This window comes from Pseudomonas sp. GW822-FHT04C11, from assembly GCF_058800905.1.
The window spans coordinates 570,978-595,334 of record NZ_JBXAMS010000001.1 but is presented as its reverse complement, the minus strand read 5'-3'; the positions used below and the strand labels follow the sequence as shown (position 1 = coordinate 595,334).

The following is a 24,357-nucleotide window of genomic DNA, read 5'->3' as shown; positions in this document are numbered from 1 at the left end:
CTCTCGTTAGCGGGAGGCGAATTCTACAGCGTTACTCGCTGCTGTCAACACCTCTTTTTCTCCGCTTTCGACCGAGAGGATCGAACCGTTAAAAGAGCCAAACAACACCGCTCTTTCAACTCCTTCAGGCCTCGATGAACTGAAGCGTAACCGCTGTCGAAAACTGCGTAACTCTTTGTTTACCAAGGAGTTTTCCGTTTCGACTGCGCCGGAAGTGGGGCGAATTATAGACTTCCAGAATCTGCCGTCAAGGGTTAATTACGCTTTTGTTGCAGAAGGCGCATTTCTGGTCATTAAACGAGGGATTCGGCGCATTACAGAGGGTGCTCGCAGCATTAATAGCAGTGCGCCTATAGATGCATAGATTACCCACTCCTTTAGATCCGCCCGAACTATCCAAAGCATATGCAGCAATCCAAGGCCAAGAATCACATAGACCAAGCGATGCAACTTTTTCCAACGGACACCCAATCGTCGCTGACTATAACGATTGGACGTAACCGCCAGTGCCAGAAGACCAAGAAATCCCAGACTGCCGACAATAATGTACGGCCGCTTGCGCAGCTCTACCCCCAACTGAGACCAGTCAAGACCGAGAATGAAAACCAGATAGCCACTCAAATGCAGAACAACATAAGCGAAGCACCACAGCCCGAGCTGCCGCCGAATGGCAATCCACCCAACCCATCCTGTCAGCTTTTGTACAGGCGTCATGCTTAAGGTGACCAATAGCAGGACCAGAGCCCCCAACCCCAGCCGATCCACCAGCACTTTTCCGGGATCCGGCCCCAAGGCAAAACTCCAGGCTTCATACAGCCAGAGTAATGGCCATACCGCCGCAACGATAAAGACGCTAATGCGCCACACTGGAAAACGCATCAGTAATTCTTCCGCAGATCGAGGCCTGTATAGAGAGACGCGACTTCATCTGCGTAGCCATTGAACATCTGTGTCTCACGCACATTAGGCTTGAACAGCCCGCTCGGTAGGCGCCGCTCCCTGGCCTGAGTCCAACGCGGGTGATCAACCGTAGGGTTCACGTTCGCGTAAAAGCCATACTCATCGGATGCAATGCTCTGCCAAGTGGTTTTCGGTTGCTCGCTGACCAGACTGATACGTACGATGGATTTGACGCTCTTGAACCCGTACTTCCACGGCACCACCAAGCGTAAAGGCGCGCCATTCTGATTGGGCAGCTCGCGGCCGTACATGCCGACGGCAAGAATCGCCAACGGATTCATCGCCTCGTCCAGACGTAGCCCTTCTACATAAGGCCAGTCGATCAAGGCGAAACCAGAACGCTGCCCCGGCATGGTCTTGGGGTCCTGCAAGGTTTCAAAACGAATGTACTTTGCTTTGGATGTCGGCTCGACCTGGCGAAGTAACGCCGAGATGGGAAAACCGATCCAGGGAATCACCATCGACCAGGCTTCTACACAGCGCAGACGATAGATGCGCTCCTCCAACTGATACGGCTTCATGAAGTCCTCCAGCGCATAACGCCCTGGCTTACCCACCTCGCCATCGACAACCACAGACCACGGCTCGGTTTTCAGTGCGCCAGCATTTTGCGCTGGATCGCCCTTGTCGGTACCGAACTCATAGAAGTTGTTGTAGTGAGTCGCGTCCTTGAACGGCGTGATCGCCTCATCCTTGACGGTCACCGCCTCCCATTTGGTTGCAGGGAGCTTTTCGGAAAACCAGGAAGGCGCCTTGCCCGACTCGACATCCGCGTACCGAGCCGCGCTGTCAGCGCTGGCCCATCGTGGCAGGCCGCTGACCGCCATACCGGCGATCGCCCCACCAAGCACACTGCGACGAGAGAGATAGAGAGACTCAGGCGTGACGTCCGACTCATGAGAGTCGGACGACTTGGGAAACTTGAATAACATGGCAACTCCGCAGAATTGGAGGACAGATGCACCAATAGACTGCGGAGTATGGGGGAAATTACATCACTCGGCGTTTTTGTGCCGACGAAGATGCAACAGGTACTGCACCGGACCAGAAGCTGCATAGGCGAGAAAAACCAGCAGCAGAATGCGCGGCGGATCGCTGAAGACTACTGCAAACACCAGCACCACCGCCAGGATCGCTACGAAAGGTACACGCCCCTTCAGGTCCAGCTCTTTGAAGCTGTTGTACTTGATGTTGCTGACCATCAGCATCCCGGCGGCTGCAACCATCAGAGCAACCAGGAAGGACATCTTGGAGCCCTGAATCCCGTAATCGCTGAATGCCCAGACAATACCTGCAACCACACCTGCCGCAGCCGGACTGGCCAGACCGATGAAGTAGCGCTTGTCTGCAGTGCCGACCTGGGTATTGAAGCGCGCCAGACGCAATGCCGCGCCTGCGACATAGATGAAGGCAACCATCCAGCCAACCTTGCCCATATCCCCCAGTGCCCAGCCGAATGCCAGCAACGCCGGCGCAACACCGAAGGCAACCATGTCCGACAGCGAGTCGTACTCGGCACCGAAGGCGCTTTGGGTATTGGTCATGCGCGCTACCCGGCCATCAAGGCCGTCGAGGACCATGGCGACGAAAATCGCAATCGCCGCGAAAGCAAAATACTTGCTCGCGCTTGCAGCATCACCGGCACTCAAGGCGCTCTGGGCACTCATCGAGTTGATGATGGAGTAGAACCCTGCGAACAGGTTCGCAGTGGTGAACAAATTCGGCAGAAGATAGATACCACGATGCCGGACTTTACGGCCTTCAGCGTCATGCCCTTCTTCGACATGCTCATCGATGGGTAGCAGGCTTTCGGCGTCAGAGGCCTGGTTTGGCTCTTCGGGACGTTCGCTCATGGACATTACCTTGCAACGGTGTGGAAAGTTTCGACAGGTGTCTGCGACAACGGTTCGGCCGCAAACGATGCAGCTTTATACCAGAACCGACCACTCAAACGAAAAAACGCGGCCTAAGCCGCGTTTTCTGTACAAGCTCGTGACTTAGTTTTTGGCTTTGTCGACGATTTTGTTGGCGCCGATCCACGGCATCATCGAGCGCAGTTGCTCGCCGATGATCTCGATGCCGTGTGCAGCGTTGTTACGACGCTTGGCGGTCATCGAAGGATAGCCGGTAGCACCTTCGCTGATGAACATCTTGGCGTATTCGCCGTCCTGAATACGTTTCAGGGCATTACGCATGGCCTGACGGGATTCAGCGTTGATGACTTCAGGGCCGGTAACGTACTCGCCGTACTCGGCGTTGTTGGAGATCGAGTAGTTCATGTTGGCGATACCGCCTTCGTACATGAGGTCAACGATCAGCTTCAGTTCGTGCAGGCATTCGAAGTAGGCCATTTCTGGCGCGTAGCCAGCTTCAACCAGGGTTTCGAAACCGGCTTTGACCAGTTCAACGGTACCGCCGCACAGAACGGCTTGTTCGCCGAACAGGTCGGTTTCGGTCTCGTCCTTGAAGGTAGTTTCGATGATGCCGGTACGACCACCACCAACGCCGGCAGCGTAGGACAGTGCTACGTTTTTGGCGTTGCCGGAAGCGTCCTGATAGATAGCGATCAGGTCAGGGATACCGCCGCCTTTTACGAACTCGGAACGCACGGTGTGGCCCGGAGCCTTCGGCGCGATCATGATCACGTCGAGGTCAGCGCGCGGCACAACCTGGTTGTAGTGGATCGCGAAGCCGTGGGAGAAGGCCAGGGTGGCGCCTTTCTTGATGTTCGGCTCGATTTCATTCTTGTACAGGGCAGACTGGAACTCGTCCGGGGTCAGGATCATGACCAGGTCGGCAGCGGCAACAGCAGAAGCAACGTCAGTCACTTTCAGGCCGTGAGCTTCGGCTTTGGCAACAGTGGCCGAACCTTTACGCAGACCGACAGTAACGTCAACGCCGGAGTCTTTCAGGTTGCACGCTTGAGCGTGACCCTGGGAACCGTAACCGATGATGGCAACTTTCTTGCCCTGGATGATCGACAGGTCACAGTCTTTATCGTAGAAAACTTTCATGAATTTCCCCTATATATCCAGGCCGTTCAGGCCATTCGCTAATTTGGTTTAGATGCTGAGTACTTTGTCGCCACGGGCAATCCCGGTGACGCCACTGCGTACGGTTTCCAGAATCGAGGCAGTGCCGATCGACTGAATGAAACTGTCGAGCTTATCGCTGGTACCGGTCAATTGAACGGTATACACGCTGGCACTGACATCGACGATCTGTCCACGATAAATATCGGTAGTGCGTTTGATCTCGGCGCGCTGGGCGCCGGTGGCCTTGACCTTGACCAGCATCAGTTCGCGCTCGATGTGAGCGCTTTCCGACAGGTCGACCAGCTTGACCACTTCGATCAGTTTGTTCAGGTTCTTGGTGATCTGCTCGATGATTTCATCGTGGCCAACAGTGGTCAGCGTCAGACGCGACAGGGTCGGGTCTTCGGTAGGTGCCACGGTCAGGCTCTCGATGTTGTAGTTGCGCTGCGAGAACAGGCCGACTACACGAGACAGAGCGCCCGGTTCGTTTTCCAGAAGCAAGGAAATAATATGCCGCATGATTACGTACGCTCCGTCTTGCTCAGCCACATATCGCGCATGGAGCCGTCTTTGATCTGCATCGGATAGACGTGCTCGCTGGTGTCGACCGAAATATCGAGCACCACCAAGCGATCTTTCATGGCGAACGCTTCCTCCATCTTCGACTTCAAATCCTTCGAGTCGGTGATGCGCACGCCGACGTGACCATAGGCCTCTGCCAGCTTGACGAAGTCAGGCAGCGATTCCATGTAGGAGTGCGAGTGACGGCTGCCGTAACTCATGTCCTGCCACTGGCGAACCATACCCAGAACACCGTTGTTCAGGATGACGATTTTTACCGGCAAACCGTATTGCAGGCAGGTGGACAGTTCCTGAATGTTCATCTGGATACTACCCTCGCCCGTCACGCAGGCGACGTCGGCATCCGGGAAGCTCAACTTGATGCCCATCGCCGCCGGGAAACCGAAGCCCATGGTGCCCAGGCCACCGGAGTTGATCCAGCGGTTCGGCTTATTGAACGTGTAGTACTGCGCCGCGAACATTTGGTGTTGGCCCACGTCGGAGGTCACAAAGGCATCGCCCTTGGTCACTTCGCAGAGGGTTTCGATCACGGTTTGCGGCTTGATAACGCTACCGTCGCCCTTTTCATACGGGAACAGGCCACGATCACCACGCCACTCGTCAACTTGCTTCCACCAGCTGGCAACAGACTCCTTGTTCGGGGTCTCGCCGATTTCCTTGAGGATCGCGACCATTTCGGTCAGGACGCTCTCAACCGGGCCAACGATAGGCACGTCTGCCTTGATGGTCTTGGAAATCGAAGCCGGATCGATGTCGATGTGAATGATCTTGGCGTTCGGACAGAACTTGGCCGGGCCGTTGATCACGCGGTCATCGAAACGCGCGCCGACAGCGAGAATCACGTCAGCATGGTGCATGGCCAGGTTGGCGGTGTAGCTACCGTGCATGCCGAGCATGCCGATGAACTGACGGTCGGTGCCAGGGTAGCCACCCAGGCCCATCAGGGTGTTGGTCACTGGCAAGTTGAGCATTTGCGCCAGTTCGGTCAGCGGCGCGGAGCCACCGCCAAGGATCACGCCGCCGCCCGAGTACAGCACGGGACGCTTGGCCGCCAGAAGCATTTCTGCTGCCTTGCGGATTTGCCCGGAGTGACCACGAACCGCCGGGCTGTAGGAACGCAGCTTGGCTTTTTTCGGGAAGACGTATTCGAATTTTTCGGCCGGGTTGGTCATGTCTTTCGGGATATCGACAACGACAGGACCGGGACGACCGGATTGCGCCAGGTAGAACGCTTTCTTCATGACTTCCGGGATTTCCGACGCGTGCTTGATCATGAAGCTATGCTTCACGATCGGCCGGGAGATACCGATCATGTCGGTTTCCTGGAACGCATCGGTGCCTACCATGGTGCTAGGCACCTGGCCGGAAATGATCACCATCGGAATGGAGTCCATGTAGGCCGTGGCAATACCGGTGATGGCGTTGGTTGCGCCCGGCCCGGAGGTCACCAGTACTACGCCGGCTTTACCGGTAGCACGGGCATAGCCGTCAGCCATATGGGTCGCAGCCTGTTCGTGACGAACCAGGATGTGGGTCACTTCCGGTTCTTTGAACAGGGCATCGTATACATGAAGGAGAGCACCACCCGGGTACCCGTAGATATATTTGACGCCTTCGTCACGCAAAAAGCGGACGAGCATCTCACCGCCAGATAAAAGCTCCACGTTGTTCACCTCTAAAACGCCAGAATACCGCCCACATAAGGGGACGGGTCTTAATAGGTTTACTTCTCGGCAGAGCATGAGCGACGGTGGTCGCCGACTACGTCAGCACTGACTGAGCAAGTATTGGGATCGTCCCAAGTGTTGCGGGGCTTTCCCACCCAGCGCGAGGTAACGCGTTGCGGGTGTAACAGGTCGGCGCGGATATGCGCCTCATGATCTGCCGAGCGGGCCTGCTTCTGGCAGTCCCTCTACAGCGGACTTTGGATTCTTCTGTTTCGCCCTCTGCAAGTCAAGCCGTCAATGTGCTTTATTCGAACTAAGCGCATGAGAACGCAAGAAAAAACCTATAAACAGCAGGTGTGTTAGCTTCAATTGCGCAACCCACGACAAGGAAACGGCATGCGAACGTTGATCTTCACGGCCAGTCTGCTGATTGGCCTGAGCCCTTTGTGCATGGCCAGTCCGATCTACACATGGATTGATGGCCAGGGCGTTACCCATTTCGATGCACAGCCGCCTCAAGGGCAGGAAGCCACCACCGTAGTGAAACCCGCCCTGCCCGCTGGCAAACCGACCACCCCGCCGCGCAACAGCGCGACAGGCGATCAACAGGCCATCGATAGCACAGTGAAAAAGCAGGTCGCAGAGCAGCAAGCCCAGCTCAAGACGTTCTGCGAACAGGCACGAACGAACCTGGCTCAACTGCAGAACAATCCGAGGTTACGTGAGGAAGTCGACGGTGAGATGCGTCGCCTGACAGACCAACAGCGTCAGGAACGCATCACCGAAACACAAAAACAGATCAAGGATAACTGCCAGTAGTTAGGCACTGGCAGTTTCCGGCTTAGCGGGAGGCCGTGATGAGCTGATCGAACTCTTTGAGCAAGGCTTGCAACCGCTGATCCTTGCCCTGGACATTACGCGAAGCAAAGACCATCTCGGCCATTTCCTGAATGCCCGAGGCGTTCGGCAGCGGCAGGTTGTTCTCAAGGATGATCTTCATGCGCGGCAGGAAGATCCATTGCAGCCACTGCTCGAAATCCAGCGTATCGACGGAAAATGGCTCGACGCTGGCCAGCGCCTCAGCGCTTGGCGAGACCTCGCCCCACCAGCCCTGAAGACGCAACTCACGCTCGATCAGCAGCAGCTGTTCGGCGATCTTCGGAAAACGGACATCCATCAGAGCGAAACCTTGGCCTTTTGACGAGCCTGCGCCGCGCCAGCGGAGTCGCCCTGTTTCTCACGCGCCTGGGCGATCAGTTCCCACAGGCTCGCCTGCAGATCCGGACGTCCATTGGCAAACGTCAAACCTCGGCGAGCGAACTGCTCGGCTTGCGCTGCATCACCTTGGGCCAAGCGCACCTGCGCCAGACGATAAAGCACTTGCGGCTCACGCGGAGCAACCCGCTGGGCACGCTCGAGGCTGGAAGACGCACCATTGAGATCGCCGCTCGCCTGTTGCTGCTGCGCGGTGGTCAGCAAGGCCAGTACCGGACCGTCAAGCTGCTCGTCGGCAGACAAACCGCCGCCGCTGCTCGCAGGAGGAATCCCGCTCGGCGTCGATGGCATGCTGTAGTTACCCTGATTGATTGGTGCCGACTGCATCGGTCCGCTGTCATACGTCCCCGGAGTAATCGGACCGGAACTGGTCGGGCCAGGACTGATCGGCTGCGTGCTGATTGGCGTCGACGTCGTCGCGCCACCGCCCGGGATCATTACCACCACGCCAGTGTCACCCTGCGGGATCGCCTGAGTCTGGGCTTGTGCCGGCCGTTTCACGGTGCTTTTACGGAAACCGCCATTGGCAGAAATCCGCTCACTGTTGGACACGGCCGTACCGGAGTCGACCACTGGAATCGAGCCGTGCTGCACATTGGAGCAACCGCTGAGCAAAGCCAGGGCTGTCACCGTAACCGCTGGAATAAACCACTTGTTCACTTGAATCCCTCTTTGCTTAATTCATCCAGCCCTTGACCCAATCCATCACCGATTCGCCTGACGCGGGGCCTGAACCACCGCACGCAGCGCCAGGAGGCGGTTCGCTGCCGCGAATATACGGCATCTGCACCGCGCCTGGGCAGCTGGCTTCAGAACCCTGGCCGGTGCGCGAATCGACCCAGGCTTGAACGATATTATCCGGCTGCGGCATATCCAGCGGCAACGGGTCGGCCTTGCGCATGAAACTGGTCCAGACTTGCAGCGCGCCCGTGGCACCGGTGAACGGCGTCTTGCCGTTGTCATCGCGCCCCAGCCAGACCACTGCCAGCAGATCCTGGCTGAAACCGGCGAACCAGCTGTCTCGCGAGTCGTTACTGGTACCGGTTTTACCCGCCAGCGTCAGCGTCTTGGGCAGCACGTTGTAAACCGAGCTACCGGTACCTTCACGCATCACGCGCTGCATGGCGCTTTGGATCAGGTAGATGGAAGCCGGATCGAAACGCTGCTGAATCTGGAACGGATAACGCTTGAGCGGCTGACCTTCGGCGGTCAGTACGCTGCGAATCCCGCGCATCGGCGTGTTGAAACCACCGTTGGCCAGCGTCTGGTACATGGTTGCCACTTCAATCGGCGTCATGCCACCCGCTCCCAGCAACATCGACGGGAAGGCCGGAAACTCGCGAGTGATGCCCAGACGCCCAAGGGTTTTCAGGACGTTCGGCACACCGACTTCCAAGCCCAGACGCGCAGTCGACAGGTTGTAGGAGTGCGCCAGCCCCTGGTACAGGAAAACCGTACCGTGGGAGCGACGATCATAGTTCTGCGGTTTCCAGACCTGACCATCTGCGCCTTTGACCGAGAAGGACTCATCGGACAGCCAACTGGTCAAGGTGTACTGGCTCGGCTTTTCAAGCGCGGTCAGGTATACCGCCGGCTTGATCAGGGAACCGATTGGCCGCACGGCATCCAGCGCCCGGTTGAAGCCGGCGAAGCTGGCCTGGCGACTACCGATCATCGCCTGGACTTCACCGGTTTCAGGATTGGTCACGACCATCGCCGCTTCAACATCATCCGAACCTTTGCGGCCGGCAAGGCGCTTGAAGGTATCGTTGACCGAGGCTTCGGCCTTCATCTGCAGGATCGGGTCGAAACTGGTGAAAATCCGCAGACCTTCTTCGGTCAAGTCTTCGTCGCGGTAGTCTTCGCGCAGTTGACGCTTGACCAGATCGAGGAAGCCCGGGAACGAACTGTCGGCCAGGCTGCCGCGCTTGGTCACGCCCAGCGGCATCTTCTTCGCCGCAGCGACTTGCTCGGCAGTAGCGACACCTTGCTGTTCCAGCAGATCGAGTACCAGATTGCGTCGCTCAAGCGCGCGCTCCGGGTAGCGACGCGGGTTGTAATAGGACGGCCCTTTGACCATACCTACCAGCAACGCGACTTGATGCAACTTGAGTTCGGACAGCGGCTGGCTGAAGAAGAACTGACTGGCCAGACCAAAACCGTGCACGGCGCGCTGACCGTCCTGACCGATGAACACTTCATTGAGGTAAGCCTCAAGAATGTCCGGCTTTTTGTAGTGCAACTCAAGCAGCATCGCCATCATCGCTTCGGTCAGCTTACGGCTCAGGCTGCGCTCGTTGGTCAGGTAGAAGTTCTTGACCAGTTGCTGCGTCAACGTACTACCGCCCTGACGCATTTGCCCGGCCGATGTGTTGACCCAAACGGCCCGCATGATCGATTTTGGCGACACACCGAAGTGGTGATAGAAGTCACGGTCTTCCACCGCCACCAGCGTATCGAGCAGATACGGTGGCACTTGATCGATCTTGATCAGGATGCGGTCTTCGAGGTTTTTCGGGTAAAGGCCACCGATCAACAGCGGCTCGAGGCGCACCACCGACAGTTTTGAACCGTTGGTCGACGACAGCTCGGCGACGTAATCGCCCGAGAAGCGCACACGTACCGGTTGAGCCTGCTCCAGGCCCTCATAGAACTGGAACCCACGGGTGTTCAAATCGACGGTATTGCCGTTGACCGATGCCGCGCCAGGTCCATTGGCCACACTTTCGCGGCGATAACCCAAGGCATCGAGCTCGGTGAGAAAGTCATCCTTGCTCAGTTTCTGTCCGACGAACAGTTCGAGCGGGCGCGCATAAACCTTGGCCGGAATGGTCCAGCGCTTGCCGGAGAACTTCTCCTGGACCACGGCATCAAGGTAAACCGCGAAGCCTGCCAGCACTACGAGGCCGACCAGACTGAGCTTGAGCGCCCAGCCTAACCAGGGGCGCAGGCCGCTAGAAGGAGGTTTTTTAGGGGTACGAGGGGATCGGGTACGAGTCATGGCGGCGGATTATACGCACTTTATTCCCGATCAACATGAGCCCAGCGAGGTTTGCGTTAACCCGGCTAGCCGCCATAATGTTGCCCTTGAATTTTTCCAGACTCTGAAGGATCACCTGTGAGCCAGTCCTTGATCGCTGCCCTGCAAAACCCGGCCCTCTACCCGCATCCTGTAGAGGGATTCCAGGTCATCGAGACGCACATCTCATGGGTGCTGCTCACTGGCCCCTATGCTTATAAAGTGAAGAAGCCGGTCAATTTCGGCTTCCTCGACTTCACCAGTCTCGAGTCACGCGAACATTTCTGCAGCGAAGAACTGCGCCTTAACCAGCGTCTGACCAACGATTTGTACCTTGAAGTGCTGCCGATCACCGGCAGCATTGAAGCGCCGCAATTGGGCGGCACCGGTCCAGTGCTCGATTACGCGCTGAAAATGCGCCAGTTCCCGCAAAGCCAGTTGCTCAGTAACCTGCAGGCCAATGGCGAACTGACGACTGCGCACATCGACGAGATGGCCACCCAGATCGCCCGGTTCCACCTGAGCACCCCGAAGGTTCCGGCAGCTCATGAAGCCGGCACGCCTGAAAGCGTCATGGCACCGGTGCGGCAGAACTTCGAACAAATCCGCCCGTTCCTCAGCGAAAAAGCCGACCTGCTGCAACTCGACGCCCTGCAAGCCTGGGCCGAAAGCAGTTTCGAACGCCTGAAACCACTGCTGGTACAACGTAAGGCCGAAGGTTTCATCCGCGAATGCCACGGTGATATCCATTTGGGCAACGTCACCGTGATCGACGGCAACGTGGTGATTTTCGACTGCATCGAATTCAACGAGCCGTTCCGCTTCACCGACGTCTATGCCGACACCGGTTTCCTGGCGATGGACCTTGAAGACCGTGGCCTGAAAAGCCTGGCTCGGCGCTTCATGAGCCAATACCTGGAGCTGACCGGCGACTATCAGGGCCTTGAGCTGCTGAACTTCTATAAAGCCTACCGCGCACTGGTTCGCGCCAAGGTCGCCCTGTTCAGCATGCCCGCCGAGGCCGATCCGGTGCAGCGCGCCACCACCCTGCGCCAGTACCGCAACTACGCCAACCTGGCGGAAAGTTACAGCACCATTCCATCGCGCTTCATGGCGATCACCCACGGTGTTTCTGCCGTAGGTAAAAGCCACGTAGCCATGCGCCTGGTAGAAGCACTGGGCGCGATTCGCCTGCGCTCCGACGTCGAGCGCAAGCGCCTGTTCGGCGAACAGCACGTACCGAACGACCTGCAAGCCGGTATCTACAGCGCCGACGCCAGTGCCAGCACCTATTCCCGCCTGCATGAAATCGCTGGCGTGATTCTGCGCGCCGGTTTCCCGGTGGTCATTGACGCGACTTACCTCAAGCGTGAACAACGCGATAACGCGGCAAAAATCGCCGAAGCGACCGGCGCGCCATTCCTGATCCTCGATTGCAACGCACCACAAGCCGTGATCGAGAGCTGGCTCGCACAGCGTCAAGCAGACAAAAACGATCCATCTGACGCCAATCTGGCTGTTATCGCAGCTCAACAAGCCAGCCGCGAGCCGCTGACTCCGGCAGAGATTCTCTGCAGCAAACGCGTTCAGACCAATGAAAGCGGGACCCTCGACACCGTGGTCGCGCAAATTCGTCAGCGTCTGCCGGGGCTGTAAGAAACTAAATTCAGGCGCGAAGCCCTAACCGGCTTCACGCCTGCAAAATAGTGGCACTATACTGGCGTCATAAAACCAACAGGTGACACCATGAGCCAGCCGAAACTTCTCGACACCCCGCTATATGCCCTGCTGCACAAAGACGACATCGAAGGCTTCAATCGCGAAAGGCCCAAGTCCGGGCCTATCGATATGGTGGGCGGCGACTTTCGTGGCCTCGACCTGCGCGAGCTGAACGCCGAAGGTATTGATTTCAGCGATGCCTATTTCCGCTCTGCCGACCTGCGCGGCATTGATTTTCGTGATGCCTCCCTCGAAGGCGCGAGCCTGGCCCACGCACAAATCTCTGGCGCTTACTTTCCCTCCGAGCTGAGCGCTGACGAAATTCTCATGTCGATGAATTTCGGCACTCGCCTGCGCTACCGCACCCGCTAACACCTGCCGTCACCTGAAGTCCGGTGCCCCTGCTGCGCGCCGGACTGCATGCCTGATCTCCCAAGTCCTTTCCTGCCGCCGCTACCGCCCTTTCCAGAACTATCTGGTAGAACGCCTTAGAAGCTTTTGCGTTCAAACTGACCAAACAACCACGCTTTTCCTACTGACCGCTACACTCCTGTGAGGCTTGCCCACGCACTCTTCGGCTGTCGCAAGGAGGCTTGATGAATGATGAACTGCAACACCTGAAAAACCTTGGCAAGACATCGGCGCAATGGCTGCATGCCGTGGGCATCCACAGCGCCTCGGACTTGCGCCGCCTGGGCGCGGTAGATGCTTATCGTGCGGTACGCACTCGCGGGTTTCGCGCCTCGAAGGTGTTGTTGTATGCGATTGAGGGGGCGCTGATGGATGTGCACTGGAACGATATCCCCGCTGATCGCAAGGAAGCACTCAATAAACAGCTTGAAGCCATTTCGTCACGTCACAAGGTCTAAAGCCCAGCATTTACAGGCGATCCAAACAAGTGTTTAGCAAAAGAGCAAAGAACTCGGAAAACAGCGATTGACTTAGAAATGAGAATCGTTATGATTATCGCAACTGATCGCGAGATCAGCTGATCTTCTGAAAGACCATTGGTTCGGACTCTCAGATTATCTCCTCATCAGGCTAATCACGGTTATTTGACCCGGCTCTTGCCGGGTCTTTTTTTGCCTGTCGAAAAGTGCTTCGCGAGATATGCCGACTGCTTGTTACTGACGCATTTGCGCGCAATAGTCCTGAACGGGTCGGGCGGCCGTGTACCAGACGTAATCCGCCGATGCCGACGAGACCACAGCTCCCTTCTCCGCCAGCATCACCACCACGGGCGCCGAATGCTCACCAAGATCCTGCACATGCAACGGTACGCCAATGTCCAGCCGCGCGTGATAAGCGCCGGCAAACAACAATGCCGGCGCGGGCGCTGCCAGCAGTTGTTCGGCCATTTGCCGATCACGTTGTTGCTGAACCGCCAGCATGGCCGGCATCCGGCTTTCGGGTAACAACCCGCAATGAGACTCACGGATTTGCGCCAGCAGCTCATTCCTGACCGCTGGCGCATTCGACCGGGTTCCGCTTACGGCCGGCGCTTGCTTGTACATACGCCGAACGTCAGTCGAGTCCAGATTCGCCGCCAATAACGGATAGGGCTGAGCCAGGGCAAAGCGCACAATCGGCCCATACAGATTCCAGTCCCAACCCGATTGCCAGGCCAACGCCGCCGGCAAATCGGCGGGCCAGCGAGCGGTGTCCAACGCATGGATTTCATCGACACGTGCCTGCTGGTCCGGCGTCAGCATTTCCAGCAGCACGCTGCCCTGAGTCCGGCGCTGGGACAGTGCCTGCAATAACCACAGCTGTGCGTGATGATGATCAGGATTGTCATGCTGCTCGCCAACGATCAGCCGTGGCGCCCCGGCCAACCGCTCGACCAGCGCTTGCGCGCTCAGACGCTGACCGCTATGCAGATCGCGAATCACCCCAGCCGGTTGATCCACGGCACTGGGTGCCATGTTTTGGCATGACACCAGTAACAACAGCGCCAGAATCAATATCCCACGCATGAGCTCACCTCAACGGGCGATGATCAGTGGATGCCCGCGCTCCGGGTGCGGCTGCACCAACACATCCAGCCCGAACACGGCTTTGAGCGGCTCCGGCCGCAGCACCTGCTGCGGTGTGTCCAATGCATGCGGACGGCCACTTTCGAGCAACAGAATGCGATCACAGTAACGCGCCGCCAGATTCAGGTCATGCAGAATCACCAGCACCGCCGCTCCGCGATCAGCAAATTCCCGAATCGCCTGCAAGGTGGTGTGCTGATGCAGCGGATCGAGCATCGACGTCGGCTCGTCGAGCAGCAAGGTTTGCCCAGCCTCCCCCGGCCAAAGCTGCGCCAGCACCCGCGCCAGGTGCACACGCTGGCGCTCACCGCCGGACAGGGCGAGGTAGCTGCGGCCACTCAAATGCCCGACATCGGCAGCCTGCAAGGCAGCAGCGACAATCTCGTCATCGCGCACCCGGCCTGTTTGATGCGGCAAACGGCCCATGCCGACCACTTCCTCGACGCGGAACGCAAAATCCAGGGTCGAGGTCTGAGGCAATACCGCCAGGCGTTGCGCCCGTTGTGCACCATCCCATTGGCTTAGCTCGCGCTGATCGAGCCAGACACGACCATGATCAGGACGTAACTCGCCGCATAACGCGCCGAGCAAGGTACTTTTGCCCGCGCCGTTGGGGCCCAGCACTCCGAGGACTTCGCCCGGCTTGAGTTCAAGATCGATATCGGCCAGGACGATTTTCTTGCCGCGGCAGATCTGCAGGTTTTCCACTCGCAGCATCAGGCGCGACCTCGTAGCAGCAAATATAGAAAGAACGGTGCGCCGATAAACGCCGTAACGATGCCAATCGGCAATTCAGCCGGGGCCAACGCCAAGCGCGCCACCAGATCGGCAAACAACAACAGGCTGGCGCCTGCCAGGACTGAGGCCGGCAATAACACGCGATGATCGGGTCCCGCCAACAGTCGCACCAGATGCGGCACCACCAGCCCGACAAAACCGATCATCCCTGCCGCCGCAACAGCGGCACCGACGCCCAGCGCGGTGCAGAACACCAGCTCGCGCTTGAGCCCTTCGACGTTGATCCCCAAATGACTGGCCTCGGACTCACCGAGCAACAACGCATTCAACGCCTTGGCCCGGCGCGGCAACCACAGCGCTACCGCAGCGCTCACCAACAACAATGGCCAGAGTCGCGCATAGCTGGCGCCATTCAGGCTGCCCAGGTTCCAGAAGGTCAGCGTACGCAAGGTCGCGTCGTCCGCCAGATAGGTGAACAAACCCACCGCCGAACTGGCCAGCGCCGTCAGAGCGATGCCTGCCAGCAACATGGTTGCCACGTTGGTCTGGCCGTTACGCCGACCAAGACGGTAAACCAGCGCCGTCACCCCGAGCCCACCCAGAAACGCACACAGCGATAACAGGTAAGGACCGATCGCCTCAGGCAAGCCGCCAAACAGCGAGCCGCCGACAATCGCAATCGCCGCGCCCAAGGCTGCACCACTTGAAACGCCGACCAACCCCGGATCGGCCAGCGGATTGCGGAACAAACCCTGCATCGCCACGCCAGACAACGCCAGCACCCCGCCCACCGCCAGACCGAGCAAAGTACGCGGCAAGCGAATCTGCCCGAGGATCAGTTCAGCCTGCTCCAATCCCTCGGCAGGAACCGGTAGACCGATCATCCGCATTGCGGCGCGCAACGTATCGAGCAGCGGCAAGCTGACCGGGCCCAGGGCCAATGACAACCAGATCGCCAACAAACACAGCAAGCTCAGCCCGATGAACAACGAACGAGGTTTGACCAGAGTACTCATGGGGCGATGGTTGCCTTGGCCGATTCAGCGGGATAGAACCCGGCGGACAGCTTTACCAGGCTTTCCGGCAAGCGCGGCCCCAAGCCGCCAACCAACAGCGTCGGGTCCAGCTCGAACACCCGTCCGGCCTTGGCCGCCGGCGTCGACGCAAGAATCGGGTTTTCCTTGAACAACGCGGCACGCGCGGCGTTACCGGTCAGCGCCCGGTCGGCAAACACCAGCACGTCTGGCGTCAGGCCCGCGAGGGACTCAACGGAAAAAGGCTTGTAACCGGTATGGGTCGCCAGGTTATGCCCACCCGCCTGTTGCAACAGCCAATCGGCTGCGGTGTCCTTACCGGCGATCAGCGGCTTGCCGCCAGCGTGCCCCAGCAACAGCAACACGCCCGGCGCTTTTTGTTTGGCCTGAGCCTGGCTGACCCAGACTTTCTGCTGCTCAAGTTGCTGTTGATAACTCTGGAACAACGCCGTGGCCTGCGGCTCGCTACCGAGCAATTTACCCAGGTGCTGCAAGTTGCCTTGCAGAGTTGGCAAGTCAGGTTGTGCAGAGAACAACTCAACCTGCACCCCGGCACCGCGAATCTGCGACAACACTGGCGGTGGGCCCATTTCTTCGGTGCCAATGAGAAGCTGCGGGCGCAAACTCAGGATGCCCTCTGCCGACAATTGCCGCTGATAACCGATACTCGGCAAGGCCTTGAGCGATTCGGGATGCTGGCTGGTGCTGTCAACACCGACCAGTTTCGACTCGCCGCCCAACGCACTCACCCACTCCGACAAAGCCCCGCCGGCACTGACCCAGCGTTGCGGCAATTCGGTCGCTTGAGCCCCATGATTGACCAAAAGTCCGACACAGAGCGCAATAGCGCTGGTACTCAGGCGCATAACAGGGTTTCCTTTGTGGAGTTTTCCCGCAGGATCAAGGCGTCGTCAGCTACGCAGCCGCCACGGGCGAAACACCCATTTGATAATTGTTTGCATTTGCACGTCAAGCGCAGACACATTTGCTAACCAGTGAGCGCGCACGCATCACCGCCAGAGGCCAGAGCCTTTGGCACTTGAGGATAGTCATGAAGTTTCTTTGCTCCAGCGCCGAGCTGGTCGATGCCGGCAGCCGTGGTTTCGAGATCGATGGCCAGAAGTTGTTTGCCGTACGCCGTGAAGGCCGGGTCTACGTGTACGAAAATCGCTGCCCGCATCGCGGTGTCGGCCTGGAATGGCAGCCGGACCAGTTTCTCGACCCCAGCGCCAGCCTGATCCAGTGCGCCACTCACGGTGCATTGTTTCTGATCGAAAGCGGTGAATGCGTGGCCGGGCCCTGTGCCGGGCAGTCCCTCAGTGCCCTGGCATGCCGCGAAGACAGGCAGGGAATCTGGGTTCAACTTTAGGCGTCGAGCAACACCTCCAGTCGACGGTCAACGCGCACTTCATTCGAGGTCAGGCTCACACCGTACGCCAACACTTCAACCCCGGCCGCTTTCGCCTCACGCAAAGCGGCCGCGTAACCCGGATCGATCTCCTCGGCCGGGCGCACCGAGTCAATGCCGGTCAGATTGACGCAATACAACTGCACCGCACGAATACCGTCCCGCGCCAGGCACGCCAGCTCGCGCAAGTGCTTGGCACCGCGCTGAGTCACTGCGTCCGGAAACGCCGCAACCGCTGAGCCATCGAAGCCCAGCGTGACGCTTTTGACTTCGACGAAGGCCGGGCCGCTCGGGTAATCGAGGCGGAAATCGATGCGGCTGTTTTCCTGACCATACGGCACTTCACGCTTGAGCCCGGTAAAGCCATTGAGCTCGCTGATCAAACCGCCACGTAGCGCTTCTTCAATCAAGGTATTGGCCCGCGCGGTGTTCACGCAGGCCAGCCGCCCTTGCGGGGTTTCACTGATTTCCCAGGTGCCGGGCAACTTGCGTTTCGGATCGCTGGAGCGGCTGAACCAGACCTGCCCGCCTTCGACCATGCAGTTGAACATCGACCCGGTGTTTGGGCAGTGAATAGTCAGCAACTCGCCGCTAACGGTTTCGATATCGGCGAGAAAACGCTTGTAGCGACGAATCAGCCGACCTTCTTCCAGAGGAGGATTGAAATGCATCAGCCTTGCCAGCTCCGCAGGCCACGGGCAATCCGCTGAACCGCTTCCTGCAAGCGTGGCAGGCTCTGGGTGTAGGCGAACCGCACGTGATGACCGGCCTGATACCGACCAAAATCCAGGCCCGGGGTGAAGGCAACATGTTCGGTTTCCAGAAAGTGCCGGCAGAAGGCAAACGCATCACCGCCAAAGGCACTGATGTCGGCATACAGATAGAAGGCGCCTTCCGGCTCCACGGCGATCCCGAAACCCAACTCGCGCAAGGCTGGCAACAGGAAGTCACGTCGGCGCCCGAACTCGGCCCGGCGCTCTTCGAGAATGCTGATGGTGTCCGGCTCGAAGCAGGCCAGTGCTGCGTGCTGGGCCATGCTCGGCGCGCTGATATAAAGGTTCTGCGCGAGTTTTTCCAACTCGCCGACCGCAGCCTCCGGGGCGACCAGCCAACCAAGGCGCCAGCCGGTCATGCCGAAATACTTGGAGAAACTGTTCAGCACAAAAGCGCTGTCATCGACTTCCAGCACACTGGCAGCGTCGGTGCCGTAGGTCAGGCCGTGATAGATCTCGTCCACCACCAAATGGCCGTGGCGCTCTTTGATTGCCGCAGACAGCCCGGCCAGCTCATCGCGGGTCAGGATGGTTCCGGTCGGGTTGGCCGGTGAAGCGACCAGTGCGCCAACGCTGTCGTGGTCCCAGTAACGCTCGACCAGACCTGGCGTCAGCTGATAGCGCACGTCCGGGCCGACCGGCACCAGTTGCGCCGCACCTTCCACCAGCCGCAGGAAATGCCGGTTGCACGGGTAACCCGGGTCGGCCAGCAGCCAGTGTTTACCGGGATCGACCAGCAAGGCGCTGGCCAGCAGTAACGCGCCAGAACCACCCGGCGTGATCAGGATGCGCTGCGGGTCGATGTTCAAGCCGTAACGTTGTTCATAAAAGCCCGAAATGGCTTCACGCAGCTCTGGAATGCCACGAGCCGCGGTGTAACGGGTTTTCCCCGCCGTCAGCGCCGCCTGGCCGGCCTTGATGATCGGCTCGGCAGTGGTGAAATCCGGTTCGCCGATTTCCAGGTGAATCACGTCGTGCCCGGCCGCTTGCAATTCATTGGCGCGCGCCAGCAATGCCATGACATGGAAAGGTTCGATAGCGCGGCTGCGCGCACTGTAGGGCTGAGCCATTAGCCTTCCTTCAACGGGGGAAAAGAATTGATTCTACCCAAGCCCGGGAACGAGCGAGAACCTAAAGCGGTCACAACCGGAAGTTCACCCGTAAAAGAGCTGATACATAAGCCTCAGGATTGACTAAAATCAATATCTGATCAGGCCTCCAGACCCGCCAGACAAGGCTTTGCAAACATTTGCAAGCCTTACGGACCGCAGCCTCGACATCCAGGAGTAGCGCGCTCCGATTTGATCTGGTAAGTTCGCCCGCTTGCAGCCGCAGGGCCGGCAGGTGTCGGTGATGGAGCAATCCTGCGCAATGGATTACAAGAGTAGAGGCGGTCCATTTCATGCCCACCCAAGCAAAGCAGCAAAGCACTGAGCCAAAGATCAGCGGCTTCGAACCCTATATTGAAAGCAAGGGCGAGGAGTACATGGGCGAGCCCATGCGCAAACACTTCACCAAGATCCTGCAGAAGTGGAAACAGGACTTGATGCAGGAAGTCGACCGCACTGTTGATCACATGAAGGACGAAGCGGCGAACTTCCCCGACCCGGCCGACCGTGCCAGTCAGGAAGAAGAATTCAGCCTCGAACTGCGTGCCCGCGACCGCGAGCGCAAGCTGATCAAGAAAATCGACAAGACCCTGCAACTGATCGAAGACGAAGAATACGGCTGGTGCGAGTCTTGCGGCGTCGAGATTGGCGTCAAACGCCTGGAAGCACGCCCTACCGCTGACATGTGCGTCGACTGCAAGACCCTTGCAGAGATCAAGGAAAAGCAAGTCGGCAAGTAAGTGGCCGCTTGAACGAAGAACGGAGCGTGCGAACGCTCCGTTTTTGTTTCTGGTGCCTGAACGTCCGAGGGAGCAAAGCTTGCTCGCGATGGCAATTTCAAGGGCGCCATCGCCGGCAAGCCGTGCTCCTACAGAACCAGACAACGTAACATCGCGCCCATGACTGCCATCAAATCCCCCGCCTACATCGGGCGCTTCGCTCCCACCCCCAGCGGGCACCTGCACTTCGGCTCGCTGGTCGCGGCATTGGCCTCGTACCTTGACGCCCGCTCGGTTGGCGGCCGCTGGCTGTTGCGCATGGAAGACCTCGACCCGCCTCGGGAGGAACCCGGCGCCCAAGCGGCGATCCTCAAGGCACTGGAAAGCTACGGTTTCGAATGGGACGGCGAAATGGTTCGCCAGAGCGACCGCCACGACGCCTACGCGCAGGTGTTGAATCAACTGTTCAACCATGGTCTGGCCTACGCCTGCACCTGCTCGCGGAAAAAACTGGCGCCTTATCACGGGATTTATCCAGGTCTGTGCCGCAACGCCGGTCATGCCAGCGAAGACGCCGCAATCCGCTTGCGCGTCCCGGAACTGGAATATCACTTCACCGACCGCGTGCAAGGCGAATACCGCCAGCACCTGGGCCGTGAGGTCGGCGACTTCGTCATCCGTCGACGCGACGGGCTCTACGCCTATCAACTGGCAGTGGTGCTCGACGACGCCTGGCAAGGCATCACCGATATTGTCCGCGGTGCCGACTTGCTCGATTCCACCCCGCGCCAGCTGTACCTGCAAGAACTGCTCGGCCTACCGCAACCGCGCTATCTGCATCTGCCGCTGATTACCCAGCCGGACGGCAACAAGCTCGGCAAGTCCTACCGCTCGCCGCCGTTGACCGAGGATCAGGCCACGCCCCTGTTGCTGCGCGCCCTACGCGCACTGGGACAAAAGCCTGGCCACGAACTCGATAACGCCAGCCCCAGGGAAGTGCTGAACTGGGGCATCAGGCACTGGGATGCGGCGTTAATCCCGCGCACACTGACACTACCCGAAGCGCAATTACGCTGACTAAGCTTGCAGGTTGGCGCCCATCCGTTACCATCGCCGCACGTTTTCGGGCACGCGCACAATAAAGAGAGGCCGGGATGTACATCTATCGCTTGGTCCTACTCCTGGTAGTGGGGATCTATCTGTTCTCCCCAGCCATCATGGACTGGTGGATCGACGCCACTGGCGCCTGGTATCGCCCGTATCTGCTGTGGCTGATTCTGATCGTCGTGACCTTCATCCTGCAGAGCCAAAAAGATGCCGATGAGCTTTAGCCTGACCCAGATGATCCTGATCAGTGCCGCCTACCTGGCAGTGCTGTTTGGTGTTGCCTGGATCAGTGAACGCGGAATGATCCCGCGAGCGATCATTCGCCACCCGCTGACCTACACCTTGTCATTGGGTGTCTACGCCAGCGCCTGGGCGTTCTACGGCACGGTCGGCCTGGCCTATCAATACGGTTATGGCTTCCTGTCCAGTTACCTCGGCGTTTCCGGGGCGTTTCTGCTGGCGCCGGTGTTGCTCTACCCGATTCTGAAGATCACCCGAACCTATCAACTTTCCTCCCTGGCCGACCTGTTTGCGTTTCGTTTCCGCAGCACCTGGGCCGGCGCGCTGACCACCATCTTCATGCTGATCGGCGTGCTGCCGTTGCTTGCGTTGCAGATTCAGGCGGTCGCCGATTCGATTGGCATCCTCACCCGTGAGCCGGTGCAGCATCGGGTCGCCCTGAGTTTTTGTGCGCTGATCACCCTGTTCACGATCTTCTTCGGCTCGCGGCATATAGCGACCCGGGAGAAACACGAAGGCCTGGTGTTCGCGATTGCCTTTGAATCGGTGATCAAGCTGATCGCCATTGGCGGCGTTGGCCTCTACGCCTTGTACGGCGTGTTCGACGGTCCGCAACAGCTGGAAGTCTGGTTGCTGCAAAACCAGACCGCCCTCGCCGCCCTGCACACGCCGCTGCAAGAAGGCCCATGGCGCACGCTGCTGCTGGTGTTCTTCGCCTCGGCGATCGTGATGCCGCACATGTACCACATGACCTTCACCGAAAACCTCAACCCGCGCTCGCTGGTCAGTGCGAGTTGGGGCTTGCCGCTGTTTCTCCTGCTGATGAGCCTGGCCGTACCGCTGATTCTCTGGGCTGGCCTCAAACTTGGCGCCACCACCAACCCGGAATACTTCACCCTCGGCGTTGGCATCGCCGCCAACAGCAAGGCGCTGGCACTGCTGGCCTACGTCGGTGGTTTGTCAGCTGCCAGCGGCCTGATCATCGTCACCACCCTGGCGCTGTCCGGGATGGCCCTGAACCACCTGGTGCTGCCGCTGTATCAGCCGCCTGCCGAAGGCAACATCTACCGTTGGCTGAAATGGACCCGCCGCGCCTTGATCGTCGCGATCATCATGGCCGGTTATGGTTTCTATCTGCTGCTGGGCGCCGAGCAGGACCTGGCCAACCTGGGCATCGTCGCATTCGTTGCCACCCTGCAGTTTTTGCCCGGCGTACTGTCCGTCCTGTATTGGCCGACCGCCAACCGTCGCGGCTTCATCGCCGGGTTGCTGGCGGGGATTCTGGTCTGGCTGGTGACTATGCTGTTGCCGCTGGTCGGCAACCTGCAGGGCTTCTATATCCCGTTGCTGAACATGATCTACGTGCTCGACGACACCAGTTGGCACATGGCGGCGATCGCGTCGCTGGCGGCCAACGTGCTGATGTTCACGCTGATCTCGCTGTTCACCAACGCCAGTACCGAAGAAGCCAGCGCCGCTGAAGCCTGTGCCGTAGACAACGTGCGTCGCCCGCAACGCCGCGAACTGCACGCCGCCTCACCCCAGGAGTTCGCCACCCAACTGGCCAAACCGTTGGGCGCCAAAGCCGCGCAGAAAGAAGTCGAACAGGCCCTGCGCGACCTTTATCTGCCGTTCGACGAGCGTCGCCCATATGCCTTGCGCCGCCTGCGTGACCGAATCGAAGCCAACCTCTCCGGCCTGATGGGCCCGAGCGTTGCGCAAGACATGGTCGAAACCTTCCTGCCGTACAAGGCTGGCGGCGAAAACTACGTCACCGAAGACATTCACTTCATCGAAAGCCGCCTCGAGGACTATCACTCGCGCCTCACCGGCCTTGCCGCCGAACTCGATGCCCTGCGCCGCTATCACCGCCAGACCTTGCAAGAGTTGCCGATGGGTGTTTGCTCGCTGGCCAAGGATCAGGAAATCCTCATGTGGAACAAGGCCATGGAGGAGTTGACCGGGATCGCCGCGCAACGCGTGGTCGGTTCACGCCTGGGCACCCTCGGCGAGCCGTGGAAAGAACTGTTGCAAGGCTTCATCAATCTTCCCGACGAGCATTTGCACAAACAGCACCTGGCTCTGGACGGTCAGACGCGCTGGCTGAACCTGCACAAAGCGGCGATCGACGAACCGCTCGCGCCCGGTAACAGCGGTCTGGTATTGCTGGTCGAAGACCTGACTGAAACCCAGATGCTCGAAGACAAACTGGTGCACTCCGAACGTTTGGCGAGTATCGGTCGACTGGCGGCCGGCGTGGCCCATGAAATTGGCAACCCGATCACCGGCATCGCGTGTCTGGCGCAGAACCTGCGCGAAGAGCGCGAAGAAGACAGCGAACTGAAGGAAATCAGCGGGCAAATCCTCGAACAGACCAAACGCGTGTCACGCATCGTTCAGTCGCTGATGAGCTTCGCCCACGCCGGCAGCCATCAGCACAATGACGAACCGGTCTGTCTGGCCGAGGTGGCCCAGGATGCCATTGGTCTGCTGGCGCTGAACCGCCGCAACTTCGAAGTGCAGTTCTTTAACCTGTGCGATCCCGAGCATTGGGTCGATGGCGATCCGCAACGGCTCGCCCAGGTATTGATCAACCTGCTGTCCAACGCCCGCGACGCATCGCCGGCCGGCAGTGCGGTTCGAGTAAAAAGTGAAGCCAACGAACACACGATCGACCTGATCGTGGAAGACGAGGGCAGTGGTATCCCGTCGAGCATCATGGACCGATTGTTCGAACCCTTCTTCACCACCAAGGATCCTGGCGAAGGCACCGGTCTGGGCCTTGCACTGGTCTATTCCATCGTTGAAGAGCATTATGGACAAATCACCATCGACAGCCCGGCTGACACACAAAGCCAACGCGGCACCCGTATCCGGGTGACCTTACCGCGTCATGTCGAAGCGACGTCCGCTGTGAACTGAGACCGTCGAGAGTA

At 58.9% G+C, this 24,357-nt stretch carries 24 protein-coding genes; 9 read left to right on the top strand and 15 right to left on the bottom strand.

The genetic code is table 11. The annotated features are described in order from the left end of the window. Positions 1–258: 258 nt before the first annotated feature. The 6 genes from msrQ to AC1RJ3_RS02670 form a co-directional block, all read right to left on the bottom strand. Positions 259–879: a protein-methionine-sulfoxide reductase heme-binding subunit MsrQ gene (gene msrQ, locus AC1RJ3_RS02695; RefSeq protein ID WP_054595579.1), complete on the bottom strand. Its 621-nt coding sequence runs from the start codon at positions 877–879 to the stop codon at positions 259–261. Then, positions 879–1,892, bottom strand: a complete 1,014-nt coding sequence (gene msrP / locus AC1RJ3_RS02690; protein WP_103320095.1) for a protein-methionine-sulfoxide reductase catalytic subunit MsrP — start codon at positions 1,890–1,892, stop codon at positions 879–881. The genes msrQ and msrP overlap by 1 nt, the downstream gene beginning before the upstream one ends. Before the next feature lie 63 nt (positions 1,893–1,955). Next, positions 1,956–2,813, bottom strand: coding sequence for a CDP-diacylglycerol--serine O-phosphatidyltransferase (pssA, locus tag AC1RJ3_RS02685; RefSeq protein WP_054595577.1), 858 nt, complete (start codon positions 2,811–2,813; stop codon positions 1,956–1,958). 144 nt (positions 2,814–2,957) lie between these two features. After that, positions 2,958–3,974: a ketol-acid reductoisomerase gene (gene ilvC / locus AC1RJ3_RS02680; RefSeq protein ID WP_003185459.1), complete on the bottom strand. Its 1,017-nt coding sequence runs from the start codon at positions 3,972–3,974 to the stop codon at positions 2,958–2,960. A gap of 48 nt (positions 3,975–4,022) precedes the next feature. Beyond that, complete coding sequence (gene ilvN / locus AC1RJ3_RS02675; RefSeq protein ID WP_003205610.1) at positions 4,023–4,514, bottom strand: acetolactate synthase small subunit; 492 nt, start codon at positions 4,512–4,514, stop codon at positions 4,023–4,025. 2 nt (positions 4,515–4,516) lie between these two features. Then, positions 4,517–6,241 (bottom strand): acetolactate synthase 3 large subunit, encoded by a 1,725-nt coding sequence (locus AC1RJ3_RS02670; protein ID WP_054598234.1) that lies wholly within the window; start codon positions 6,239–6,241, stop codon positions 4,517–4,519. A gap of 399 nt (positions 6,242–6,640) precedes the next feature. On the opposite strand from AC1RJ3_RS02670, the gene AC1RJ3_RS02665 reads away from it, so the two are divergent. Next, positions 6,641–7,063 (top strand): DUF4124 domain-containing protein, encoded by a 423-nt coding sequence (locus AC1RJ3_RS02665; protein ID WP_347928877.1) that lies wholly within the window; start codon positions 6,641–6,643, stop codon positions 7,061–7,063. Between the two features lie 22 nt (positions 7,064–7,085). Here AC1RJ3_RS02665 and AC1RJ3_RS02660 read toward each other — a convergent pair whose 3' ends face one another. From AC1RJ3_RS02660 to mrcB, 3 genes are read right to left on the bottom strand one after another with little or no spacing between them, the layout of a single operon-like run. Further along, the gene (locus tag AC1RJ3_RS02660) at positions 7,086–7,421 is read right to left on the bottom strand and encodes a YqcC family protein (RefSeq protein WP_347928876.1); all 336 of its coding nucleotides are present in this window, start codon (positions 7,419–7,421) and stop codon (positions 7,086–7,088) included. After that, positions 7,421–8,179, bottom strand: a complete 759-nt coding sequence (locus AC1RJ3_RS02655; RefSeq protein WP_054595574.1) for a tetratricopeptide repeat protein — start codon at positions 8,177–8,179, stop codon at positions 7,421–7,423. The genes AC1RJ3_RS02660 and AC1RJ3_RS02655 overlap by 1 nt, the downstream gene beginning before the upstream one ends. Before the next feature lie 16 nt (positions 8,180–8,195). Further along, a complete protein-coding gene (gene mrcB, locus AC1RJ3_RS02650) occupies positions 8,196–10,520 on the bottom strand; it encodes a penicillin-binding protein 1B (protein ID WP_103320101.1) in 2,325 nt (774 codons plus the stop codon). Between the two features lie 117 nt (positions 10,521–10,637). Here mrcB and AC1RJ3_RS02645 point away from each other — a divergent pair, with 117 nt between their 5' ends. The 3 genes from AC1RJ3_RS02645 to AC1RJ3_RS02635 all read left to right on the top strand — a co-directional run bounded on the left by AC1RJ3_RS02645 (position 10,638) and on the right by AC1RJ3_RS02635 (position 13,126). Further along, entirely contained in the window at positions 10,638–12,194 is a 1,557-nt protein-coding gene (locus AC1RJ3_RS02645) for a bifunctional aminoglycoside phosphotransferase/ATP-binding protein (RefSeq protein ID WP_347928875.1), read from the top strand. Positions 12,195–12,284: 90 nt separating this feature from the next. Next, positions 12,285–12,629 carry a pentapeptide repeat-containing protein gene (locus AC1RJ3_RS02640; RefSeq protein WP_054595571.1) on the top strand — a complete coding sequence of 115 codons (345 nt, stop codon included), beginning with the start codon at positions 12,285–12,287 and terminating at the stop codon, positions 12,627–12,629. A gap of 224 nt (positions 12,630–12,853) precedes the next feature. After that, positions 12,854–13,126, top strand: a complete 273-nt coding sequence (locus tag AC1RJ3_RS02635; protein WP_019691679.1) for a TfoX/Sxy family protein — start codon at positions 12,854–12,856, stop codon at positions 13,124–13,126. A gap of 255 nt (positions 13,127–13,381) precedes the next feature. Here AC1RJ3_RS02635 and AC1RJ3_RS02630 read toward each other — a convergent pair whose 3' ends face one another. Genes AC1RJ3_RS02630 through AC1RJ3_RS02615 form a run of 4 tightly spaced genes read right to left on the bottom strand, consistent with a single transcriptional unit; the run spans position 13,382 to position 16,931 of the window. After that, positions 13,382–14,233 (bottom strand): ChaN family lipoprotein, encoded by an 852-nt coding sequence (locus tag AC1RJ3_RS02630; RefSeq protein WP_347928874.1) that lies wholly within the window; start codon positions 14,231–14,233, stop codon positions 13,382–13,384. 9 nt (positions 14,234–14,242) lie between these two features. Next, on the bottom strand, positions 14,243–15,010 hold the full coding sequence (locus AC1RJ3_RS02625; RefSeq protein WP_054595569.1) for a heme ABC transporter ATP-binding protein: 768 nt from the start codon (positions 15,008–15,010) through the stop codon (positions 14,243–14,245). Beyond that, on the bottom strand, positions 15,010–15,993 hold the full coding sequence (locus AC1RJ3_RS02620) for a FecCD family ABC transporter permease (RefSeq protein ID WP_173860012.1): 984 nt from the start codon (positions 15,991–15,993) through the stop codon (positions 15,010–15,012). The genes AC1RJ3_RS02625 and AC1RJ3_RS02620 overlap by 1 nt, the downstream gene beginning before the upstream one ends. Before the next feature lie 50 nt (positions 15,994–16,043). Next, positions 16,044–16,931: a heme/hemin ABC transporter substrate-binding protein gene (locus tag AC1RJ3_RS02615; RefSeq protein ID WP_493077295.1), complete on the bottom strand. Its 888-nt coding sequence runs from the start codon at positions 16,929–16,931 to the stop codon at positions 16,044–16,046. Positions 16,932–17,116: 185 nt separating this feature from the next. On the opposite strand from AC1RJ3_RS02615, the gene AC1RJ3_RS02610 reads away from it, so the two are divergent. Continuing rightward, on the top strand, positions 17,117–17,434 hold the full coding sequence (locus AC1RJ3_RS02610) for a Rieske (2Fe-2S) protein (protein WP_493077293.1): 318 nt from the start codon (positions 17,117–17,119) through the stop codon (positions 17,432–17,434). Here the strand turns inward: AC1RJ3_RS02610 and sfsA are convergent. Together sfsA and AC1RJ3_RS02600 are read right to left on the bottom strand one after the other, a co-directional pair. After that, positions 17,431–18,144, bottom strand: coding sequence for a DNA/RNA nuclease SfsA (gene sfsA / locus AC1RJ3_RS02605; protein WP_493077291.1), 714 nt, complete (start codon positions 18,142–18,144; stop codon positions 17,431–17,433). The genes AC1RJ3_RS02610 and sfsA overlap by 4 nt on opposite strands. Then, the gene (locus tag AC1RJ3_RS02600) at positions 18,144–19,316 is read right to left on the bottom strand and encodes a pyridoxal phosphate-dependent aminotransferase (protein ID WP_054595564.1); all 1,173 of its coding nucleotides are present in this window, start codon (positions 19,314–19,316) and stop codon (positions 18,144–18,146) included. The genes sfsA and AC1RJ3_RS02600 overlap by 1 nt, the downstream gene beginning before the upstream one ends. Before the next feature lie 332 nt (positions 19,317–19,648). On the opposite strand from AC1RJ3_RS02600, the gene dksA reads away from it, so the two are divergent. The 4 genes from dksA (at position 19,649) to AC1RJ3_RS02580 (ending at position 24,343) form a co-directional block, all read left to right on the top strand. Continuing rightward, on the top strand, positions 19,649–20,095 hold the full coding sequence (dksA, locus tag AC1RJ3_RS02595) for an RNA polymerase-binding protein DksA (RefSeq protein WP_054595563.1): 447 nt from the start codon (positions 19,649–19,651) through the stop codon (positions 20,093–20,095). 159 nt (positions 20,096–20,254) lie between these two features. Next, positions 20,255–21,151, top strand: coding sequence for a tRNA glutamyl-Q(34) synthetase GluQRS (gene gluQRS / locus AC1RJ3_RS02590; RefSeq protein ID WP_347928871.1), 897 nt, complete (start codon positions 20,255–20,257; stop codon positions 21,149–21,151). Between the two features lie 77 nt (positions 21,152–21,228). Then, positions 21,229–21,405, top strand: coding sequence for a hypothetical protein (locus AC1RJ3_RS02585; protein ID WP_003176118.1), 177 nt, complete (start codon positions 21,229–21,231; stop codon positions 21,403–21,405). After that, entirely contained in the window at positions 21,389–24,343 is a 2,955-nt protein-coding gene (locus AC1RJ3_RS02580; RefSeq protein ID WP_162491270.1) for a sensor histidine kinase, read from the top strand. Before AC1RJ3_RS02585 ends, AC1RJ3_RS02580 begins: the two co-directional genes overlap by 17 nt. Positions 24,344–24,357 lie beyond the last annotated feature (14 nt).